14 protein-coding genes and 1 pseudogene are annotated in these 19,794 nt (G+C 68.4%); 8 read left to right on the top strand and 7 right to left on the bottom strand.

Annotated elements, in window-relative coordinates:
* Positions 1-2: 2 nt before the first annotated feature.
* From AB4Y64_RS11380 to AB4Y64_RS11355, 6 genes are read right to left on the bottom strand one after another with little or no spacing between them, the layout of a single operon-like run.
* Complete coding sequence (locus AB4Y64_RS11380) at positions 3-2,540, bottom strand: CehA/McbA family metallohydrolase (RefSeq protein WP_441816560.1); 2,538 nt, start codon at positions 2,538-2,540, stop codon at positions 3-5.
* A 5-nt stretch (positions 2,541-2,545) separates the two neighbouring features.
* Complete coding sequence (locus tag AB4Y64_RS11375; RefSeq protein WP_441816559.1) at positions 2,546-3,922, bottom strand: acetyl ornithine aminotransferase family protein; 1,377 nt, start codon at positions 3,920-3,922, stop codon at positions 2,546-2,548.
* Positions 3,919-4,713: a CoA-transferase subunit beta gene (locus tag AB4Y64_RS11370; RefSeq protein WP_441816558.1), complete on the bottom strand. Its 795-nt coding sequence runs from the start codon at positions 4,711-4,713 to the stop codon at positions 3,919-3,921. The genes AB4Y64_RS11375 and AB4Y64_RS11370 overlap by 4 nt, the downstream gene beginning before the upstream one ends.
* On the bottom strand, positions 4,710-5,558 hold the full coding sequence (locus tag AB4Y64_RS11365) for a CoA transferase subunit A (protein ID WP_441816557.1): 849 nt from the start codon (positions 5,556-5,558) through the stop codon (positions 4,710-4,712). The genes AB4Y64_RS11370 and AB4Y64_RS11365 overlap by 4 nt, the downstream gene beginning before the upstream one ends.
* A gap of 7 nt (positions 5,559-5,565) precedes the next feature.
* Positions 5,566-7,134, bottom strand: coding sequence for an aldehyde dehydrogenase family protein (locus tag AB4Y64_RS11360; RefSeq protein ID WP_441816556.1), 1,569 nt, complete (start codon positions 7,132-7,134; stop codon positions 5,566-5,568).
* A 53-nt stretch (positions 7,135-7,187) separates the two neighbouring features.
* Positions 7,188-8,504, bottom strand: a complete 1,317-nt coding sequence (locus AB4Y64_RS11355; RefSeq protein ID WP_441816555.1) for an aminotransferase family protein — start codon at positions 8,502-8,504, stop codon at positions 7,188-7,190.
* Positions 8,505-8,727: 223 nt separating this feature from the next.
* On the opposite strand from AB4Y64_RS11355, the gene AB4Y64_RS11350 reads away from it, so the two are divergent.
* The 6 genes and pseudogenes from AB4Y64_RS11350 to AB4Y64_RS11325 form a co-directional block, all read left to right on the top strand.
* Positions 8,728-9,543 carry an IclR family transcriptional regulator domain-containing protein gene (locus AB4Y64_RS11350; protein ID WP_441816554.1) on the top strand — a complete coding sequence of 272 codons (816 nt, stop codon included), beginning with the start codon at positions 8,728-8,730 and terminating at the stop codon, positions 9,541-9,543.
* Between the two features lie 24 nt (positions 9,544-9,567).
* Entirely contained in the window at positions 9,568-10,749 is a 1,182-nt protein-coding gene (gene pcaF / locus AB4Y64_RS11345) for a 3-oxoadipyl-CoA thiolase (RefSeq protein WP_441816682.1), read from the top strand.
* A 127-nt stretch (positions 10,750-10,876) separates the two neighbouring features.
* Positions 10,877-12,904 (top strand): tetratricopeptide repeat-containing sulfotransferase family protein, encoded by a 2,028-nt coding sequence (locus AB4Y64_RS11340; protein ID WP_441816553.1) that lies wholly within the window; start codon positions 10,877-10,879, stop codon positions 12,902-12,904.
* Between the two features lie 67 nt (positions 12,905-12,971).
* On the top strand, positions 12,972-15,542 hold the full coding sequence (locus AB4Y64_RS11335) for a TonB-dependent receptor (protein WP_441816552.1): 2,571 nt from the start codon (positions 12,972-12,974) through the stop codon (positions 15,540-15,542).
* Positions 15,543-15,700: 158 nt separating this feature from the next.
* Entirely contained in the window at positions 15,701-16,858 is a 1,158-nt protein-coding gene (locus AB4Y64_RS11330; protein WP_441816551.1) for a saccharopine dehydrogenase NADP-binding domain-containing protein, read from the top strand.
* A pseudogene (locus AB4Y64_RS11325) lies at positions 16,855-16,980 on the top strand (DUF2269 family protein); the annotation flags it as partial. The gene AB4Y64_RS11330 and the pseudogene AB4Y64_RS11325, both read left to right, overlap by 4 nt.
* A 178-nt stretch (positions 16,981-17,158) precedes the next feature.
* Here AB4Y64_RS11325 and AB4Y64_RS11320 read toward each other — a convergent pair.
* Entirely contained in the window at positions 17,159-18,697 is a 1,539-nt protein-coding gene (locus tag AB4Y64_RS11320; RefSeq protein WP_441816550.1) for a hybrid sensor histidine kinase/response regulator, read from the bottom strand.
* Between the two features lie 191 nt (positions 18,698-18,888).
* Here AB4Y64_RS11320 and AB4Y64_RS11315 point away from each other — a divergent pair, with 191 nt between their 5' ends.
* Both AB4Y64_RS11315 and AB4Y64_RS11310 read left to right on the top strand, forming a co-directional pair.
* Positions 18,889-19,413, top strand: coding sequence for a nuclear transport factor 2 family protein (locus AB4Y64_RS11315; RefSeq protein WP_441816549.1), 525 nt, complete (start codon positions 18,889-18,891; stop codon positions 19,411-19,413).
* Between the two features lie 26 nt (positions 19,414-19,439).
* Positions 19,440-19,787, top strand: coding sequence for a GFA family protein (locus tag AB4Y64_RS11310; protein WP_441816548.1), 348 nt, complete (start codon positions 19,440-19,442; stop codon positions 19,785-19,787).
* Positions 19,788-19,794 lie beyond the last annotated feature (7 nt).

The raw sequence follows: 19,794 nt of genomic DNA, 5'->3' as shown, positions 1-19,794 counted from the left end.
GATCAGTGTCCCCCGGCCTTGCCCTGGTAGATGGCCTGCGCCGCGCGCAGGTAGTCGAGCGTCGCACGTTTTTCTTCGGCGTCGTTGAAGTCGTCGCGCGCGTCTGCGGCCTCGATCACGCGGCCGAGCCAGGCCGTGAAGTAGGCCGCATCCTCGCGCGCCGGCGGCGCTCCGCCCGGCAGTTCGAGCCAGACCGGGTTGGTGGTCGCGTACGGGTACAGGTCCAGCAACTGCGCGTCAGCGCCGTCGTTCCAGGCGCGCAGCAGGATCCAGCCGCCCTGCGCCAGCTCGAGCTCGCCTTCGCCATCGAAACTGCGGCGGTCGCCGCCGAGGTCGAACTGCTTGACGACGCGGCCGTTCTGGACGAGTTCGAGGTGGTCGACCGCCACCGGCGAGCGCAAGGCGACGCGGTAGCCCGCGCGCCCGGGCGCGGTCATCGCCAGGGTATCGCCAGGCTTGCGACCCGACAACAGCAGGCCGAGCAGCGGGCCATTGCTGACGAAGCTGTGACCCCGCTTCAACGATTGCAGCAGCGCGGCATCGCCGCCGTCGCTGCCGCGCTGTTCCAGGAACACCCGGTTCAGTCCGACCGGGCCGCGCAGCGAAGCGTAGTTGGCCATCGCATCGGTGCCGGCGCCGGCCGGCAGGCGGTAACCGAGGTTCAACAACCGGTACCAGACTGCGGCGGTGGCCTTGTGGTCGCTGAAGCCGACGACTTCCAGGTAGTCGACCTTGCCGTTGGCGACATCGGCCGGCAGCTGGTGGCTGAGCACCGCATCGTGCGCAGGATCGGGCACGGTGTCGAACGGATGCACGTAGCCGACCACGCCCTGCTGCGCGTGCGCCAGGTCGGCGATAACGCCATTGTGCGGATACGGGCTTGCCATCGCGGTATGGCGGTAGGCGGCGAAGTCGGGCGTGATGTAGTGATCGCGCAGGTCGAGCAGGCCCAGGTGGCCCCAGAAACTGGTGTGGAATTCCTGCGCGTTGGCGATCCGCACCGCTCCGGTCGCATCCGACGTGCCGAAGCGGGCGATGTCGGGGATGCGCTCCTCCTTGTTGACGATCAGGTTCTCGACCACGTCGAGGTCCTCGGCGCGCGCCTGCAAGGCCAGGTGCCCGGGCGTGTTGCGGTAGTGGCCGCCGTAGTTCATGTGCACGTGCAGGTCGGCGCTACGCCAGTGGCCAAACGCGGCCGGAAGCGGCTGCGGCTGCAGGTCGGCTCGCACGGTCGTGGTGCTGCCTGCGGCCAGATCGAGCGTCCGCGACCACGGCAGGTGGGCGAAGCCGTGCTGCACCGTCACCGATGTCGCGCCGGCAGGCACGTCGAGGCTGCAGGGCGAGGCGCAGTGGAAGTAGTGGCTCTCGGTCGCCTGCACGGCACGATCGAAGCCGTCGTCGGCGTGCATCCAGGCATCCGCCGGTCCCTGCGCACGGGCATCGCTGCCCTGCACGCTGACGCGCGCCGGTACCTCGCGGCCCTGGCCATCGCGGATCCGGATCTGCAGCCGCGCCGTCGGTGCCAGCGTGCGTCGCTGCTTTGCGACTACCGCCTGGCTGGCGCCGCCGATCACGTCGATCACCGACAGCGCGGTGTTGCCCACCGCATCCTGGCCGATGTAGGCGACGCGGCGGCCGTCGGGCGACCAGCGCGCGTTGCGGCGCTCATCATCGCCGAACGTCAGCGGCAACGGCGGCGCGCCGTCGAGCGTGGTCAGCCAAAGCTGGTGCGTCTGGCGGCCGCGGTAGCCGGCGTAGAGCAGGCGCTTGCCATCGGGCGCGAGTTCCGGCCGCGCGCTCCAGCTGGTCTCCTCGCGCAGGATCCGCGTTGGCGCCTTCGGGTGCGTGCTGTCGACCGACCACAGGTCGCCGCTGCCCCAGGCGATCTCGGCATTGCCGACGAAGACGATGCGCCTGCCGTCCGGCGACCACGACGGATTGATCGCATGGTCGAACGCCGAGTAGTAGTAACGGTCGAGCGTGCTCTTGCGCTCGCCCAGCAGCGGCTTCGGGTGGTGCAGGCCGTCGCCGTCGATGTCGGCGACGAACAGGTTGAAGTGTCCCGTGCCCTGCGTGGACACCCAGGCAATGCGCTTGCCGTCGGGCGACAGGCGCGGCTCGACATTGACGGCACCGCCGCTGGTCAGCGCCTGCGCGCGGCCGCTCGCCAGGTCCAGGCGCCACAGCTCCATGCCCTTGCCGTCGTAGCGGGTGAACACGACGCTGCGTCCGTCGCGGGCGACATCGGGCTGGAAGTCGTAGCCGCCCTGCGCGTGGGTCAGCTCGACCGCCTCGCCGTCGCCGATGCGCTGGCGCCAGAGCGAGCCGGCCATGCTGTACACCAGCGACTGGCCGTCAGGCAGGAACGCCAGCGACGACGGGCCGGTGGTCAGCTGCGGCAGATAGAGTTCGCGCCAGTAGTAACTGTGCGGCAGGTCGACCTGCTTGAGCACCGGCTCGCGCCCGCTTGCGGCGGCCACGCCGACGCCGACCGCCGCCAACAGCAATGCGGCGGCGATTGACCGGTGACGGAATCGCATGCGGCTCAGCCCTGAGTTCCGTTCAGCGCCTCGTCGAGGCTGGTGCGCAACAGCGCCACCGCCTCGTCGATCTGCGCGCGCTCGACATTCAGCGGCGGCATGAAGCGCACGGTGCTGGTGCCGCACGACAGCAGCAACAGACCGTTGTGGAAGGCGCGGGTGATGACCGCGTCGCACAGCGCGCGCGCCGGCGTGCGTGCCGGATCGGACTCGACCAGCTCCATGCCGATCATCAGGCCGCGGCCGCGGACTTCGCCGATGCAGGCGTAGTCGCGCATCAGCTCGCGCAGTTTGGAAGAGAAGTAGGCGCCCGCCTGCGCAGCGTTGTCGGCGAAACCGCCGGCGACCAGGTCGATGGTCGCATTGGCTGCCGCGCAGGCCAGCGGATTGCCGCCGTAGGTGTTGCCGTGCGCGCCGCGCTTCCACTGCGACATCAGCGACTTCGAAGCGACCATCGCCCCCACCGGCAGGCCCGAGCCCAGGCCCTTGGCCAGGGTCATGATGTCCGGCTTCACGCCCCAGTGCTCGCTTGCGAACATGCGTCCGCTGCGGCCGATGCCCGATTGCACTTCGTCGAAGATCAGCAGGATGCCGTGCTCGTCGCACAGCTCGCGCAGCCCGGCCAGGAAGCCATCGGGCGGGACGACGTAGCCGCCCTCGCCCTGGATCGGCTCGACCAGGATGCCGGCCACTTCCGCCGCCGGCACGCTGCGTTCGAACAGCATGCGGATGTAGTCGAGCACGGCCACGCCCTGGTCGGTACCGGCGAACAACGGCCGGTACGGATTGGGATACGGCACGTGGGTGACGCCCGGCATCGTCGCGAAGAAGCCCTTCTGCTGGGTGTACTTGCTGGAGGTGAACGCCAGCGAGCCCATCGAGCGACCGTGGAAGCCGCCGAGGAAGCCGATGAAGCGCGGGCGCCCGGTGACATAGCGCGCCAGCTTGATCGCCGCCTCGACCGACTCGGTGCCGGACTGGCACAGGAAGCTCATCGCCTCGCCGCCTTTCATCGGCGCGATCTTCGCCAGGCGCTCGCCCAGCCCGGTCATCTGCTCATGCCAGTAGTCGCTGGAGATGTGCAGGAACTGGTCGGCGGCGTCCTTGACCGCCTGCACGACCTGCGGATGGGCGTGGCCGGTGCTGCACACGGCGATGCCGGCGGCAAAGTCGAGGAAGCGGTTGCCGTCGACGTCCCAGACCTCGCTGCCGCGGCCGTGCGACATCACGAACGGATAGTCGCGCGGGTACGACGGCGAAATCACCTCCGCGTCGCGTGCGATCATCGCGCGCGCCTTCGGGCCGGGCAGTTCCGTTCGGATGTGATCAGTACCGCTGAGGTCGTTGCGCATGGCGGGCTCGTGGAAGGGTTGACGGGTCATGCGGTCACCTGCGGCAGCACGACCGGCCGCGCATGCGCCTCGCGGGTGCGCGCATGCAGCGCGCGCAGGATCGCCAGTTCCGACTCGCTCGGCGCGGCGATGGTCTCGACGGTCTCGGCCAGCAGCAGCGGCCAGGCCACCGCCGCCCTCGCCTCCTCGACGGTGGCGCCGGCGTACAGCGCGCTCAGCCGCAATTCGTCGCTGCGCGGGTGCGGGGTGAGGATGCCGAAGTCGGTGATCACCGCGCGCGGGCCATCGCCGGTTGCGCTGGTCCTTGCACGCGCGCCATGGCCGTCGAGATAGCCGGCGGAGGTTCGGAAATCGAGCTGCTCGACCAGGCTGCGCGGCGAAGCCTTCAGCATCACGAAGGTCTGGCGCGCATGCGCGGCGATTTCCGGCGCGCCACCGGCGCCGGGCAGACGCGTGGTCGGTGCGTCATACGGCCCGATCACCGTGCTGTTGAGGTTGCCGTAGCGGTCGACCTGGGCCGCGCCGAGGAAGCCGACGTCGACACGGCCGGCCTGCAGGTAGTGGCTGAACACCTCCGGCAGCGGCACCACGAACGAGGCAGTCTCGGCCAGTTCGCCATCGCCGATCGACAATGGCAGCACGTCCGGACGCGTGCCGATGGTGCCCGACTCGTAGATCAGCACGATGTCGGGCGCATGCGTGAACCGCGCCAGGTTGCAGGCCGCGCTGGGCAGTCCGATGCCGACGAAGCAGACGCAGCGGTTCCACAGCATGCGTGCGGCCGCCACGGTCATCCACTCATCGCGGGTGGCTTCGCTCATGCCGCCTTCGCCTGCAGGCTGGCCAGGAAGCCGGCGTGGTCATCGGTTTCCAGCACGTGTTCGCGCATCCAGTCATTGAAGGTGTCGCGGTCGCGCGCTATGGCATCCCAACGCTGGTAGAAGGCGTTGTCGCGGGTGTAGTGGCCGTGGGCATACGACGGATACGCGCCGCCCGGGCAATGCACCACCGCGTCGACGGTCCAGTGCGGCAGGACGATGCCGTTCATCGCAGGCGCCAGCTGATCGACGATCTCCTCGACCGTCACCACCACCGCACCGGCCGCGAGCGCCGCTTCGCGCTGCGCGCCGACGATGCCCTGGATGGCGACGTTGCCTTCGCGGTCGGCGCATTGCGCGTGCAGGATGGTCACGTCGGGATTGATCGCCGGCACGGCCGCCAGGCGCTCGCCGGTGAACGGGCATTCGATGCGGCCGATGCGCGGGTTGGCTTTGTCCAGGTCGTTGTCGAGGTAGCCGCGCAGCACGCCGAACGGCAGCCGCGCCGCGCCGGCGCAGTAAGCCGCGGCCATGCCGGCATGGCTGTGCTCGTCGAGTTCCAGCGGCTGCGGCCAGCCATGCTCGACCGCATCGCGCAACCGGTGCAGCGAGCCGATGCCGGGATTGCCACCCCAGGAGAACGTCAGGCGGCGCGCGCAGCCCATGCCGATCATCTGGTCGTAGATGAGATCGGGCGTCATCCGCACCAGGTGCAGGTTGCGCCGCCCCAGGCGGATGAGTTCATGGCCTGCGGCAAACGGAATGAGATGGGTGAAGCCTTCCAGCGCGATGCAGTCGCCATCGGCGACGTGGGCGGCGAGCGCTTCGCGCAGCGACATCAGGCGCATCGGCGGCTCACTCCACGACCGTGCGCGACTGTTCGCGCAGGTACTGCTGCAGGTAATAGAACGATGCGATCGCCTTGCCGGTCGAGCCCGAACCCTTCCAGCCACCGAACGGCTGGTAGCCCGGCCAGGCGCCGGTGGTCGCGCCCTGCGGGCGGTTGGCGTAGGTGACGCCGGCCTCGATGCGATCCTGGAACCACGGCACTTCGTCGGCACCGCCGTAGAAGCCGGCGGTCAGGCCCATGTCGGTGTCGTTGGCCAGTCGCATCGCGTGCTCACGGTCGCGGTAGCGGTGCAGCATCACGATGGGCAGGAACATCTCCTGCTTCCACAACGGATGGGCGAGGTCGGCTTCGGCCAGGACCGGTTCGACGTAGTAGCCGCGCCCCAGTTCGCCGTCACGGAGCTGGCGGCCGCCGGCGACCAGGGTTGCACCACTGGACTGCAACTGCTCCATGTAGCGGGCGTAGTTGTCGTAGGCGCTTTCGTTGATGACCGGGCCGAGCCAGTTCTCGCGCTGGCGGGCATCGCCAATCCGGATCGCCTCGATCTTGCCGCGCAGCAACGCGATGAGTTCATCGGCGACGCGGTCGTGAACGTACAGCCGCGACAGCGCCGAACACTTCTGACCGCCCATGCCGAAGGCCGAACGGACGATGCCGGTGGCGGCGCGCTCGAGGTCGGCGTGCTCGGTGACGATGCACGGATTCTTGCCGCCCATTTCAGCGATGCACGGCCGCGGCCAGGCGCCGCCGGCCATCTGCCGCAGCAGTTGCATGCCCACGCCGACCGAACCGGTGAAGGTGATGCCCGCGGTCAGCGGATGCTGCGCCAGTGCCTCGCCGACTTCGCGGCCGGAGCCCGATACGTAGTTGAAGACGCCGGGCGGCAATCCGGCGTCGCGGATGCAGTCGGCGAGCAGGCGCCCGGACCACGGCGTGTCGCTCGCTGCCTTCACCACCACCGTGTTGCCGGTCACCAGCGCCGCCGCGACCGGGCCACCGGCCAGCGCGAACGGGAAGTTGAACGGCGCGATCACCACCCACACGCCATGCGGCCGCATCACGCTGCGGTTGCGCGAGACCACGCCTTCGAGCGGGTCGTTCGGCAGCGGCCGGTCGAAGCCGGCGTTCTGCTCGTAGTCGTCGGCGTAGTAGTGGAAGAAGTCGACCGTCTCCTGCGCTTCGCCCAGCGCCTCCATGCGGTTCTTGCCGACCTCCAGGGTCAGCGCCGCGGCGATGTCGTAGACGCGCTCCTCCATCAGGTCGCCGACCTTGCGCAGCCGGCGCGCGCGTTCGGCGGCCGGCAATGCGCGCCAGGCCGGGAATGCGGCATGCGCCGCGCGCGTCGCGCGGTCGACATCGGCCGCGTCGGCAAGCGCGAACTCGCCCAGCGACAGCGTGCTGTCGATCGGACTGCGCCGCTGCGCATGGCTTGCCGCCGCTCGGTCCTCGCCATCGATGAACAGTTCGTGGCGGCGACCAAGGTCCGCACTGACCCGGGCCATCGCGGCCTCGAAGCGCTCGTGCATCGCCTCGGGCGGGTTGAACATGGTGGCGTAGGTCAGGCGGAAGCTCATTGCGGCCTCGCTGCGATCGCGACGATCGCCGGTTGGAATCGTGGGACGGGCATTTACGGGAAGAACCGCGCGAGCAGGCGGTCGAGCAGCGAGATCGCGTCGGCCAGCTCGTCCTCGCTGACCACCAGCGGCGGCGCCAGCACGATGAGATTGCCGCGCGTGGCGAACGACACGCCCGCCGCCATCGCCTCGTCGACCAGCGCCTTCAGGGCCGGTGGCGTCTGCGGCCAGGGCGCCAGCGCGGCGCGACTTTGGCGATCGGAAACCAGTTCGACGATTGCGTACAGACCGTGACCTCCGCGGACGTCGCCGATCACCCGGTGCCTGGTCTGCAGCTGCTGCAACCGCGCGAGCAGGCGCACACCCAGCGCGCGCGATCGCTCGATCAAACCTTCGTCTTCATAGGCCTGCAGGGCCGCCACGCCGGCGGCGCAGGCCAGCGGATGGCCGCAATAGGTAAGCCCGGAATACAGGACTTCATGTTCCAGCGTTGCCGCGACCTCGCGGCTGAGCACGACCGCGCCCAGCGGCAGCGCCGCGCCGGTCAGGCCCTTGGCCAGCGTCATCAGGTCGGGACGGCCGGCCTCGCCATGGCGCTGCCAGGCGAACCACTCACCGCAGCGGCCGAATGCGCTCATCACCTCGTCGGCGATGAGCCAGACACCACGGTCGGCCGTGTGCATGCGCAGCGCCGGCCAGTAGTTGTCGGGGGCGACGATGCCGTTGGTGCCGGCATCGGGCTCCATGATCACCGCGGCGACGTTTCCGGCGCCAAGGTCGTCGATGCGGTCGGCCACTGCTGCGGCCGCGCGTTCTCCGCATTGCGCCTCGTCGCGGCCACCGAACGGGCAACGGTAGCCATACGGCGGCGGCACGTGATGAACGCCCAGTGCGCGTGGGTCGATGCCGAGCGCCTTGGCGCGGGTGTCGCCGGACATCGCCATCGCCAGTTGCGTGGCGCCGTGGTACGAGCGCTCGCGGGCGATGATCGCGCCGCCGGGCTTGCGCGCAGCCTGGCGTGCGATCCGCACCGCATGTTCGTTGGCATCGGCACCGCCCAGGGTGAAGAACACCCGCCCGCCCTCGAACCCCGACCGCTCCAGCAGCGCCTGCGCCAGTTCGGCACGCGGTTGCGCTCCCCATGCGTTGGTGACGAAGCACAGGCGCTCGGCCTGGGCGCGGATCGCTTCGATCAGGCGCGGATGCTGGTGGCCGAGGTTGCTGCACTCGGCCAGGCTGCTCATGTCGAGGATTTCGCGGCCATCGGCCAGGTGCAGCCGCGCGCCGCGGCCGCCGACGACGGTCGGCGCATCCCAGTCGGCCTGCACCGACCAGCTGTGCAGGACGCAGTCCCGCTCAGCTGTGGCCAACGACTGCACCCTCGCCTTCACCATGGACTGCGCGCCCTCCCCGGCAACCGATCTGTGCGCTATGCGCACGGATGTGCGTATTGCGCACCACTCTACGGAAGCACTAATCTCGTCGTCAATCCGGTCCGCGACAAGCTCGCATGGACCGGGCGCGACCCACGACAAGCAAGACCAGCACCGCGACGAACACCCACAAGCCGGCCCGGAGAGAAGGACGCAACGCATGCCGAGAAAAGCAGAGGGCTCGGACCAGTTCGAGGACGGCGGCGACTACGTGCAGTCGCTGGCGCGCGGGCTGTCGGTGCTGTCCGCCTTCGGCCGCGACCGCAACCGCCTGGGCCTGGCCGACATCGCCGCGCGCACCGGCCTGTCGCGCGCCGCAGCGCGGCGACTGGTCCTGACCCTGCAGCACCTGGGCTACGTGCGCGCCGTCGGTCGTGAATTCATGCTCGGCCCGCGCGTGCTCGAGCTGGGCTTTGGCTACCTCGGCTCGCTCAATCTGACCGACCTCGCCCAGCCGCTGATGGAAGACCTTGCGCGCAAGGTCCGCCAGAGCAGTTCGATGGCGGTGCTCGACGGGCAGTCGATCGTCTACGTGCTGCGCGTGCCCGGCCAGCGGGTGATGAGCGTGAGCCTGGGCGTCGGCGCGCGCCTGCCTGCGTTCTGCGCGGCGATGGGACGGGTGCTGCTGTCGGGCCTGGACGACGCCGAGCTCGACGCGTGGCTGACGCAGTGCAAGCCGAGCAAGCTCACCCCGCATACGCAGACCGACCTGCGCCGGCTGCGCCGGATCGTGTCGGACGTGCGCATGCAGGGCTATGCCTACGTCGAGCAGGAGCTCGAACTGGGCCTGTGTTCGATCGCGGTGCCGCTGCGTAACGCGCAGGGAAAGATCGCCACGGCAATCAACGTCTCCATGCCCTACCACCCGGACGCCGGCCGCCACGCGATCGAGAACGTGCTGCCGCAACTGGAGCAGACCGCCGCGGCAATCGAAGGGTGCGTGCCGGCGAACCGCCTGCAGGCGGTGTCTGCGTGAGTGTCGGCGTCTGACATGACCGGCCTGCGCCCCGTCTATCTCTGCGACGGCGTGCGCACGCCGTTTGGCCGCTATCGCGGCGGCCTGTCGATGGTCCGGGCCGACGACCTGGCCGCCCTGCCGATCGCGCAGCTGCTGCAGCGCAACGCCGGCCTCGATCCGGCGGCCATCGACGAGGTCATCCTCGGCTGCGCCAACCAGTCCGGCGAGGACAACCGCAACGTCGCGCGCATGGCCCTGCTGCTGGCCGGTCTGCCGCTGTCGGTGCCGGGCGTCACCGTCAACCGGCTCTGCGCGTCGGGCCTGGAGGCGGTCGGCCAGGCCGCGCGCGCGATCGCCGCAGGCGAAGCGGAACTGGTGATCGCCGGCGGCGTGGAAAGCATGTCGCGCGCGCCGTACGTGATGGGCAAGGCCGACGCCGCGTTCGATCGCGAACAGGCACTGCAGGACACCACCCTGGGCTGGCGCTTCGTCAATCCAAGGTTCCAGGCGCAGTTCGGCGTCGACCCGATGATGCGCACTGCGCAGAACCTGGCCGACGAACACGGCATCGAACGCGCCGACCAGGATGCATTTGCGCTGCGCTCGCAGCAGCGCACGGCGCAGGCGATGGCCAGCGGCCGCTTCGCGCGCGAACTGATGCCGGCCGGAAAGCTCGAGAACGACGAGCAGCCGCGCGGCGACACCTCGCCCGACAAACTGGCAGCGCTGGTACCAACCCTCGGCGCCGGCACCAGCATCACCGCCGGCAACGCCTCCGGCCTCAATGACGGCGCCTGCGCGCTGCTGCTCGCCAGCGAGGACGCGGCCGCGCGCCATGGCCTGGTGCCGCGCGCGCGCGCGCTCGGCATGGCCAGTACCGGCGTGGCGCCGCGGACGATGGGAGTCGGCCCGGTACCGGCCATTGGCCGCCTGTTGCCGCGACTGGGACTGGCCCTGGACGACTTCGGCACGATCGAGATCAACGAGGCCTTCGCCGCCCAGGTGCTGGCGGTGACCCGCGCGCTCGGCCTGGCCGACGACAGCACGCGGGTGAACCGCAACGGTGGCGCGATCGCGCTCGGTCACCCGCTCGGCGCCAGCGGCGCGCGGCTGGTCCTGACGGCGATGCACGAGCTGGACGCGGCGGATCGGCGCCGCGCCCTGGTGTCGATGTGTGTCGGCGTCGGCCAGGGCGTGGCCCTGGCCATGGAGCGTGTCGGATGAATACGCCGCAGCCCCGCCCAGACCGCATGGTGTTAAAAATTGGTGATTGTTGGCGCCACATTCGGCATAGTCGGGTCGCGCCACCGCTTTGCCTGCCCCCGCCGTCCTGTTACGCGTGAGACCCCGCATGAGCGTCGCACCCGAGCCCTCTGCCTCCCTCGAAATCGCCCTGGCCCATGCCGTGCGGTTGCTGGATGAGCAGCCGGCGCTGGCCGAGGCGCAGGCCGCGGAGATCCTGCGGGCACTGCCCAACCATCCGACCGCGCTGCTGGTGCTGGGTGCGTCGCGCTCGGCCTGCGGCGACAACGCCGGCGCGCTGGCGGTGCTCGAACCACTGGCGCAGGCGCAGCCGGGCTCGGCGCGGACCCAGCTCGAACTGGGCATCGCGCTTGGCCGCAGCAGCCGCGGCGACGAGGCGCTGCAAGCGTTGCAGCGCGCGGTCGCGCTCAAGCCGGACCTGCCCAGCGCCTGGCTGGCACTGGGCGAGCACCTCTCGGCCACCGGCGACAACACCGCCGCCGAAGCCGCCTACAGCCAGCACATCCGCTATTCCAGCCGCGACCCGTCCCTGCTGCGCGCAGGCGCGGCCCTGGCCGAGAACCGCATCCCCGAAGCCGAGGCGCTGCTGCGCGCGCACCTGCAGAAGTCGCCCAACGACGTCGCCGCGATCCGCATGTTCGCCGAGCTGGCCGCGCGCCTGGACCGCAGCAGCGACGCCGAGAACCTGCTGGCGCGCTGCCTGGAACTGGCGCCGGACTTCCATGCCGCACGTCAGCATTACGCGCTGGTCCTGCACCGCGGCAACAAGTCCGGGCAGGCGCTGGTGCAGATCGACATGCTGCTCGCGCACGCCCCGGACAACCCGGGTTACCGCAACCTCAAGGCCGCCGTGCTGTGCCGCATCGGCGACTACGCCACGGCCATCGGCCTGTACGAAGGCATCCTGCGCGCCTACCCGCGGCAGACGCGGGCGTGGATGAGCTACGGCCACGCGCTCAAGACCGCCGGCCGCCAGGACGATTCGATCGCGGCCTACCGTCGCTGCATCGCGCTGGAACCGTCGCTGGGCGAAGCCTGGTGGAGCCTGGCCAATCTGAAGACGCTGCGCTTCACCGCGCACGACATCGAGACGATGCGCGCGCAGCTGGCGCAGCCGCGGCTGTCGGACGACAACCGCCTGCACCTGGAGTTCGCGCTCGGCAAGGCGCTCGAGGACGCCGCCGACCACGAGTCCTCGTTCGGCCATTACGCGCGCGCCAATGCGCTTCGCCGCACCCAGATCGACTACAACGCCGGCGCCACCACGGCCAAGGTCAACCACGTCCGCCAGCTTTACACGCGCGAGTTCTTCGAGCGCCGCGCGGGAAGTGGCGACGAAGCGCGCGATCCGATCTTCATCGTCGGCCTGCCGCGTTCGGGTTCGACGCTGCTGGAGCAGATCCTGTCCAGCCACAGCCTGGTCGAAGGCACGATGGAGCTGTCGGAAGTCACCTCCATCAGCCGCGAGCTGCGTTCGCGCGCCGGCCCCGATGCCAGCGGCCCGGGGCGGTACCACGACGTGCTGGCCACGCTCGATCACGACGAACTGCGCGCCCTCGGCCGCCGCTACCTCGATCGCACCCGCATCCACCGCCACACCGATGCGAAGTTGTTCATCGACAAGATGCCCAACAACTTCATGCACGTCGGCCTGATCCAGCTGATGCTGCCCAACGCGCGCATCATCGACGCGCGCCGCCACCCGCTGGCGTGCTGCTTCTCCAACTTCAAGCAGCATTTCGCCCGCGGCCAGGGCTTCAGCTACAGCCTCGACGACATCGGCCGCTTCTACCGCGACTACGTCGCGCTGATGGCGCATTTCGACGAGGTACTGCCGGGCCGCGTCCACCGCGTCATCTACGAGCGCATGGTCGACGACACCGAACACGAGGTGCGCCGCCTGCTCGACGCCTGCGGCCTGCCGTTCGAGCCGCAGTGCCTGCGCTTCTTCGAGAACGACCGCCCGGTGCGAACGGCCAGCTCCGAACAGGTGCGCAAGCCGATCTTCCGCGAAGGCCTGGATCAGTGGCGCCACTACGAACCCTGGCTCGAGCCGCTCAAGGCAGCGCTCGGCCCGGTGCTCGATGCGTACCCCGAGGCGCCTGGGGACCCATGAAGTAAGTCAGACCTGGTTTGTCAGTTCCGGTACCGCTCCATTTCGTCCGTCTGGGGAGAGAAGAACGATGCAGAAGTCCGGCAGTAGATCACGTACACGCGTTGCACCCGTGCCGCTTCGACCCGCACGCTACGCGCGCTTCCCGCTGACGGCAGCCATCTGCCTGGCCTTCGCCTCGCCGGCGTTTGCCCAGGACGCGACGACGCCAGCGCCCGCAACCCAACCCACGCCGGCTGGCCAGCGCGAGGCACTGGTCCTCGACACGGTCACGGTGACCTCGCAGAAGCGTTCGGAAAACCTGCAGAAGGTGCCGATCAGCATCGAGGTGCTGGGCGAGCAGAAGCTCGACGAACTCAACGTCACCGATTTCGAGGATTACGTTAAGTACCTGCCGAGCGTCAGCTACCAGACCTTTGGTCCCGGCTTCGCCCAGATCTACATGCGCGGCGTCGCCAGCGGCGGCGACGGCAACCACTCCGGCTCGCTGCCGAGCGTGGGCGTGTATCTCGACGAGCAGCCGATCACCACCATCCAGGGCCCGCTCGACCTGCACATCTACGACGTCGCCCGCGTCGAGGCGCTGTCGGGCCCGCAGGGCACGCTGTACGGCGCCAGCGCCCAGGCCGGCGCGTTGCGCATCATCACCAACAAGCCCGACGCCAGCGGGTTCTCCGCCGGTTACGACCTCGAGCTCAACAGCGTCAGTGATGGCGGCATCGGCCATATCGAGGAAGGCTTCGTCAACATCCCGGTCGGCGAGGCTGCCGCGATCCGCCTGGTCGGCTGGAACCAGCACGACGCCGGTTACATCGACAACAAGCCGCAGGATCGCCAGTTCCCGGTCCGCGTCGACGACGGCGGCACGCCCGACGACCCCAGCGACGACACCCGTGCCAGCTGGGGCGGCGTGCTGACCAACCGCGACTGCACCAGCACCGACCTGCTGGTCTGCACCGGCCGCGCCAAGGACGACTACAACGACGTCGACTCCACCGGTGCGCGCATGGCGTTGAAGGTCGACCTGAACGACAACTGGTCGATCACGCCGATGGTGATGGGCCAGACCGAGAAGTCCAACGGCGCCTTCTTCACCGACCGCGAAGTCGGCGACCTGGCGATCAGCCACTTCTACAAGGAGAAGTCGGACGACCGCTGGTGGCAGGCCGCACTTACGGTCGAGGGCAAGATCGGCAACTTCGACCTGACCTACGCCTACGGCCACCTCAAGCGCGACGTCGACGTCGACTCCGACTACAACGACTACGGCTTCTGGTACGACACGCTGGCCTCCTACAGCGCGTACGACGACAACGACAACTTCATCAACCCGTCGCAGTACATCGTCGGCAAGGACCGCTACAAGAAGGACAGCCACGAGCTGCGCCTGAGCTCGCCGGCCGAGGACCGTTTCCGCTTCACCGCCGGCCTGTTCTACCAGGACCAGAAGCACGACATCGAGCAGCGCTACAAGATCGACGGCTTCGGCTCGCAGTTCTCGATCACCGGCTGGCCCAACACCATCTGGCTGACCAAGCAGGACCGCGAGGACAAGGACGAAGCGATATTCGGCGAGTTCTCGTACGACTTCATCCCCGAAGTGCTGATCGGCACGATCGGCGGCCGCCACTTCCGCTCGGAGAACAGCCTCAAGGGCTTCTTCGGCTTCAGTGACGGCTGGTCGTCGGGTTCGTCGTACGGCGAGTCGATCTGTATCGAGCAGTTCGGTCCCGACTCGGCCAACTGGCCCTCGTTCAACGGCGCGCCGTGCCAGATCTTCGACAAGACGGTCAAGGAAAGCGGCAACCTGGGCAAGGCCAACCTGACCTGGCAGATCACGCCGAGCAAGATGATCTACGCCACCTGGTCCGAAGGCTACCGTCCGGGCGGCATCAACCGCCGCGGCACGCTGCCGCCGTACCTGTCGGACTACCTGACCAACTACGAGATGGGCTGGAAGACCAGCTGGGCCGACAACCGCTTCACCTTCAACGGCTCGGTGTTCCACCAGGAGTGGGAGGACTTCCAGTTCAGCATCCTTGGCGCGAACGGTCTGACCGAGATCAAGAACGCCAACCAGGCCAGCATCGACGGCCTGGAAATGGACATCAACTGGGCCGCGACCTACAACCTGCAGATCGGCGCCGGCCTGGCGTTCTACGATCCGAAGCTGACCGAGAACTACTGCGGCTTCACCGACGGCGACGGCAATCCGGTCACCGACTGCGCCGACCCGGAAGCGCCGGACGGCACCCAGTTGCCGGTGACGCCGGAGTTCAAGGGCAACGTCATCGCCCGCTACAACTTCACGCTGGGCACGATGGATGCCTTCGTGCAGGGCTCGCTGGTGCATGTGGGCGGTCGCAAGTCGGACCTGCGCATCGTCGAGCGGGAGATCCTCGGCGAGCTTGATGCCTACACCGTCGCCGACATGTCGGCCGGCATCAGCCGCAACAACTGGACGTTGAGCGTGTACCTCAACAACGTCTTCGACGAACGCGCCGACATCTACCGTTTCGCAAGCTGTGCGGAAACCGTCTGCGGTGCATCGGGCGTGGTGCCGGAGTACCCGAACGGCCAGATCTACACCGTGACCAACCAGCCGCGCACGCTGGGCATCCGGTTCGGGCAGAAGTTCTAAGGGGCAGGTGCGACAAGAGGTGTGGGGGTGAGGGAAGCCGGCGGCAATCGGGGGGTTGCCGCCGGCTGTTTTTTTGCCTGCCTTGCCGGCCTCCGGGCGGCCTGATAGCGTGCCGCCGGGGATTCGACGACGGACAGGGACGTGACCGGGCAAGCGCGATGAAAGCACTGGTACTTGGCGGTTACGGAAACTTCGGCGCGCGCATCTGCCGCGCGCTTGCAAGCGATTCCGCGATCGAGCTGATGGTTGCCGGCCGCAATCGCGAGTCGGCGCAGCGCCTGGTTGATTCGATCGGAGGCAGGGCCACTGCCGTGGCCATCGACTTCAACGCGCCGGACTTCGCCCGAACGCTGAGGCAGCTCGAAGTCGGCCTGGTCATCCACGCCGCCGGACCGTTCCAGCAGCAGTCCTATGCGGTGGCCCATGCTGCGGCCGAAGCGGGCGCACACTACGTCGACCTCGCCGATGGCCGGCGCTTTGTCTGCGATTTTCCTGCGGCGCTGCACGAAGCGTTCCTGGCATCTGGCAAGGTCGGGATCACCGGCGCCAGCACCGTGCCCGCGCTGTCTTCAGCCGTGGTCGGGCATCTGTGCGAGGGGTGGAACGCGGTCGATGCGGTGGACATCTGCATCGCACCGGCCCAGACCGCGCCGCGCGGCACCGCGACGATGGCCGCGGTATTGAGCTACTGCGGCGAGCCGGTTCGAGTCTGGCGCGGTGGGCAATGGGTCGATGCGCCGGGCTGGGCGAAGCCCGAGCGCGTGAATTTCCTGCGCCTGCGTGGGCGCATCGGCGCACTGTGCGACATCCCTGATCTGGAACTGTTTCCGACGCGCTATGGGGTGCGCGACCGGGTGATGTTCCGTGCGGCGCTGGAAGTCGGGTTCACGCAGCGGGTGTTCGCCATGCTCGCTGCGCTGCGATCGATGGGCCTGCTGCCCCGGCCGCAGCGCTGGGCCGCGGCGTTGAACCGGATCGCCGGCCTGTTCGATTTCCTTGGCACGGCACTGGGTGGAATGGTTGTCCGCGTAGAAGGCCGCGACGCTTCCGGGCAGCCGACCCGCAGGGCCTGGCACATTGCCGCGGGCGACGATCATGGTCCGGAGATCCCGTGCATGCCGGCAATCCTGCTGGCGCGCCGACTGGCACGCCTGCTGGCAGCGGGAGAGGCGATGCCGGCCGGTGCATTCACCGCAACGGGCCTGCTGGAATTGGCGGAGTTCGCGCCGGAGTTCGCACGCTGGGGCATGCAGACCGACACGATCGATGAGAACGTGCCGACGGGTTCAGCGACAGTCGTCCCGGAGTTGGCATGACAACCTACCTGCTGGTGAAGTGGATCCACATCCTCTCGAGCGTCGTGCTCGTCGGCACGGGGTTCGGCACAGCCTTCTATCTGTTCTTCGGTAACCGCAGCGGCAATGTGCAGGCGCAGGCGGTCGTGGCGCGGCTGGTGGTGCGTGCCGACTGGTGGTTCACCACCCCGGCGGTACTGATCCCCGCTCGGATATCCCGCCTTCGCCGCGATGCTGGCGGTGTTCTACCTGATGGTGGCCAAGCCTGCGACGTGGTCGCAGTTGCTGCCGTGACACCGGCACACGCGAAACCACCGCGCCTCAGTCGTCGGCACCGAACAGCCCATGCAGCGCCTGTTCGATCTCGCCTTCCAGCAGCGGCTTGGTCAGGTGGACACCGATTCCCGCTTCCCTGCTTGCCTGCCGGTCGCTGTCCTGTCCGTAACCGGTCAGGGCAATGAACGGTGGCGGATCCTGCAGTTCGCTGCGCAGGCGGCGCGCGACCTCGAGGCCGTCGATGTCCGGCAGTCCCACGTCGAGGATCACCGCATCGAAACGGGTGACGTGAATCGCGTCCATCGCGCTGCGCCCGTCGAACACCATGCTGCTGCGGTAACCCCATTGCTGCAGCAGGCGCTGCAGTGAATCGGCGGCGTCGCGGTTGTCGTCGACGATCAGGATATGGCGCGGCTGCGCCGGCGCACGCCTGGACTCGACCATCGCGTTCTGTGCCGGCTCGGTAACCGTGGACAGCCTGACCACGAACTCGACGCCCTTGCCGGCTTCGCCGGTGCTGAAGGCGCTCACTTCGCCCCCATGCAGCGCGACGAGCTGCTGCACCAGGCTCAGGCCCAGCCCGAGACCGCCCGGCGCCTGCGCCGAATGCGCCTGCCCCTGCACGAACAGGCCGAAGACCTCTTCCAGGCGATCGACCGGGATGCCCGGGCCGTTGTCGCGGACCGAGACCTCGGCATGCGCGTTGTCATGGCGCATCGATGCCGTGATGACGCCGCCTGCGGGAGTGAACTTGACCGCGTTGTTGAGCAGGTTGCTGAACACCTGCAGCAGACGGGCGCGATCGCCGCAGACCCAGACCGGTTCATCGGCGAGCTGGATGCGAAGGACGTGGCCGCGTTGCCGCGCCTCCGGCTCGATGGTTTCCATCGCATTGCCCAGCACCTCGCGCAGGTCGAGCACGCTCAGTTCCAGGCTGATCTTGCCGCTGGTGATACGGCTGACATCGAGCAGGTCGTCCACCAGCCGCGTCATGTGCGCGACCTGGCGGCCGATCACGTCGCGACAGAACCGCAGCGACTCCGACTCGATGGATTCGCTTTGCATGATCGCGACCGCGTTGGCGATCGGTGCGAGTGGATTGCGCAGCTCATGGCCGAGCATGGCAAGGAACGTGGTCAGCCTGCGACCCTCGTCCTCCAGCGCGTGAATGCGACGGCGATCGGTCAGGTCACGGGTGATCTTGGCGAAGCCGCGCAGCTCGCCATTGGGGTGGTCGATGCGGGTGAGGACCAGGTTCGCCCAGAACTGCGAGCCGTCCTTGCGAAGGCGCCAGCCTTCATCCTCGAACCGGCCCTTGCTGCGCGCCTCGGCCAGTTCGTGGTCGGGCCAGCCCTGGTCGATGCGATCCTGGGGATAGAACACCGAGAAGTGGCGGCCGACGATATCGCCTGCCTTGTATCCCTTGATGCGCTCGGCGCCCTTGTTCCAGCTGCGGATGTAGCCGTCTTCGTCGAGCAGGAAGATCGCGTAGTCGCGCACCGACTCCACCAGCAGCCGGTAGGTGGCGTCGTCGACGCCCTCCTCCCATGCGGTCAGGGTCGAATGGTCTTTCGCGTTCGTCATGTGGTTCCCCCGCGCAGGGCCCCATCGGCGGTCAATCGAGAGTCGCCGGGCCTTGCTGTGCTGATGTCGGATCTTACCTGCAGGGTTGCTGCTGTGCCCGGCGGGCGCAACCGGCGGTAGCGGGGGCTGGCGGGGATGGGGCTTGCTATGCTCCGGGCCACCTGCGCCCCTTCCCCACAATGGTGAACACGATGGGTTTTTCCGAAGTCCTGCCTGGCACGAAGAAGTCGATCGGATTGTTTGCCGCACTTCTCGCCGTGGCGGCTGCGGGGGCTTCGTTCGCGTCGGGCCCGGGCAGCGCCGCAAAGCCGGCAGCCGATCCCCTGTTCGATACCGTCCTGGCGCTGGACACGGCTGCATTCGAGGCTTTCAACACCTGCGACCAGCCGGGGCAACTGCTCAAGCACGCCGGCTATTTCGCCCCTGACGTCGAGTTCTATCACGACACCGGCGGCGTCACCTGGTCGCGCCAGGAGATGCTCGCCAACACCGGGAAGTACGTGTGCGGCCACTTCCGTCGCGAACTGGTGCCGGGCACGCTGCAGGTCTATCCGATCAAGGATTTCGGCGCGATCGAACAGGGCACGCATCGCTTCTGCCAGTTCGACTCGGGCAAGTGCGAGGGCATCGCCGACTTCCTGATCGTGTGGAACAACAACAACGGCAAATGGCAGATCACGCGGGTACTCAGTTACGGGCACCGCGAGAACAAGTGACACCCAGGCACACGGAGGTATCAGACATGAAGTACCAGGGCAGCTGCCATTGCGGCCGCGTCGCGTTCGAAGTGGAAGGCACCATCGACAGTGGACTGTCGTGCAACTGTTCCATGTGCAGTCGCAAGGGTTCGCTGCTGTGGTTCGTGCCGCGCGACCAGATGCGACTGACCACGCCCGAGGATGCGGCCAGCACATACCTGTTCAACCGGCACGTGATCAGGCACCGCTTCTGCCCGGAGTGCGGCATCCACGCCTATGGCGAGGCCAACGATGCCAAGGGCAATCCCACGGCGGCGATCAACCTGCGTTGCCTGGAAGGCATCGACCTCGCGGCCATTCCGGTGCACGAGTACGACGGCAAGTCCAGGTAACGCCGGT

Origin of the sequence: Lysobacter sp. TAF61 (assembly GCF_052113485.1) — a bacterium.
GTDB lineage: Bacteria > Pseudomonadota > Gammaproteobacteria > Xanthomonadales > Xanthomonadaceae > Lysobacter_J.
This window is presented reverse-complemented; position numbering and strand designations above follow the sequence as displayed.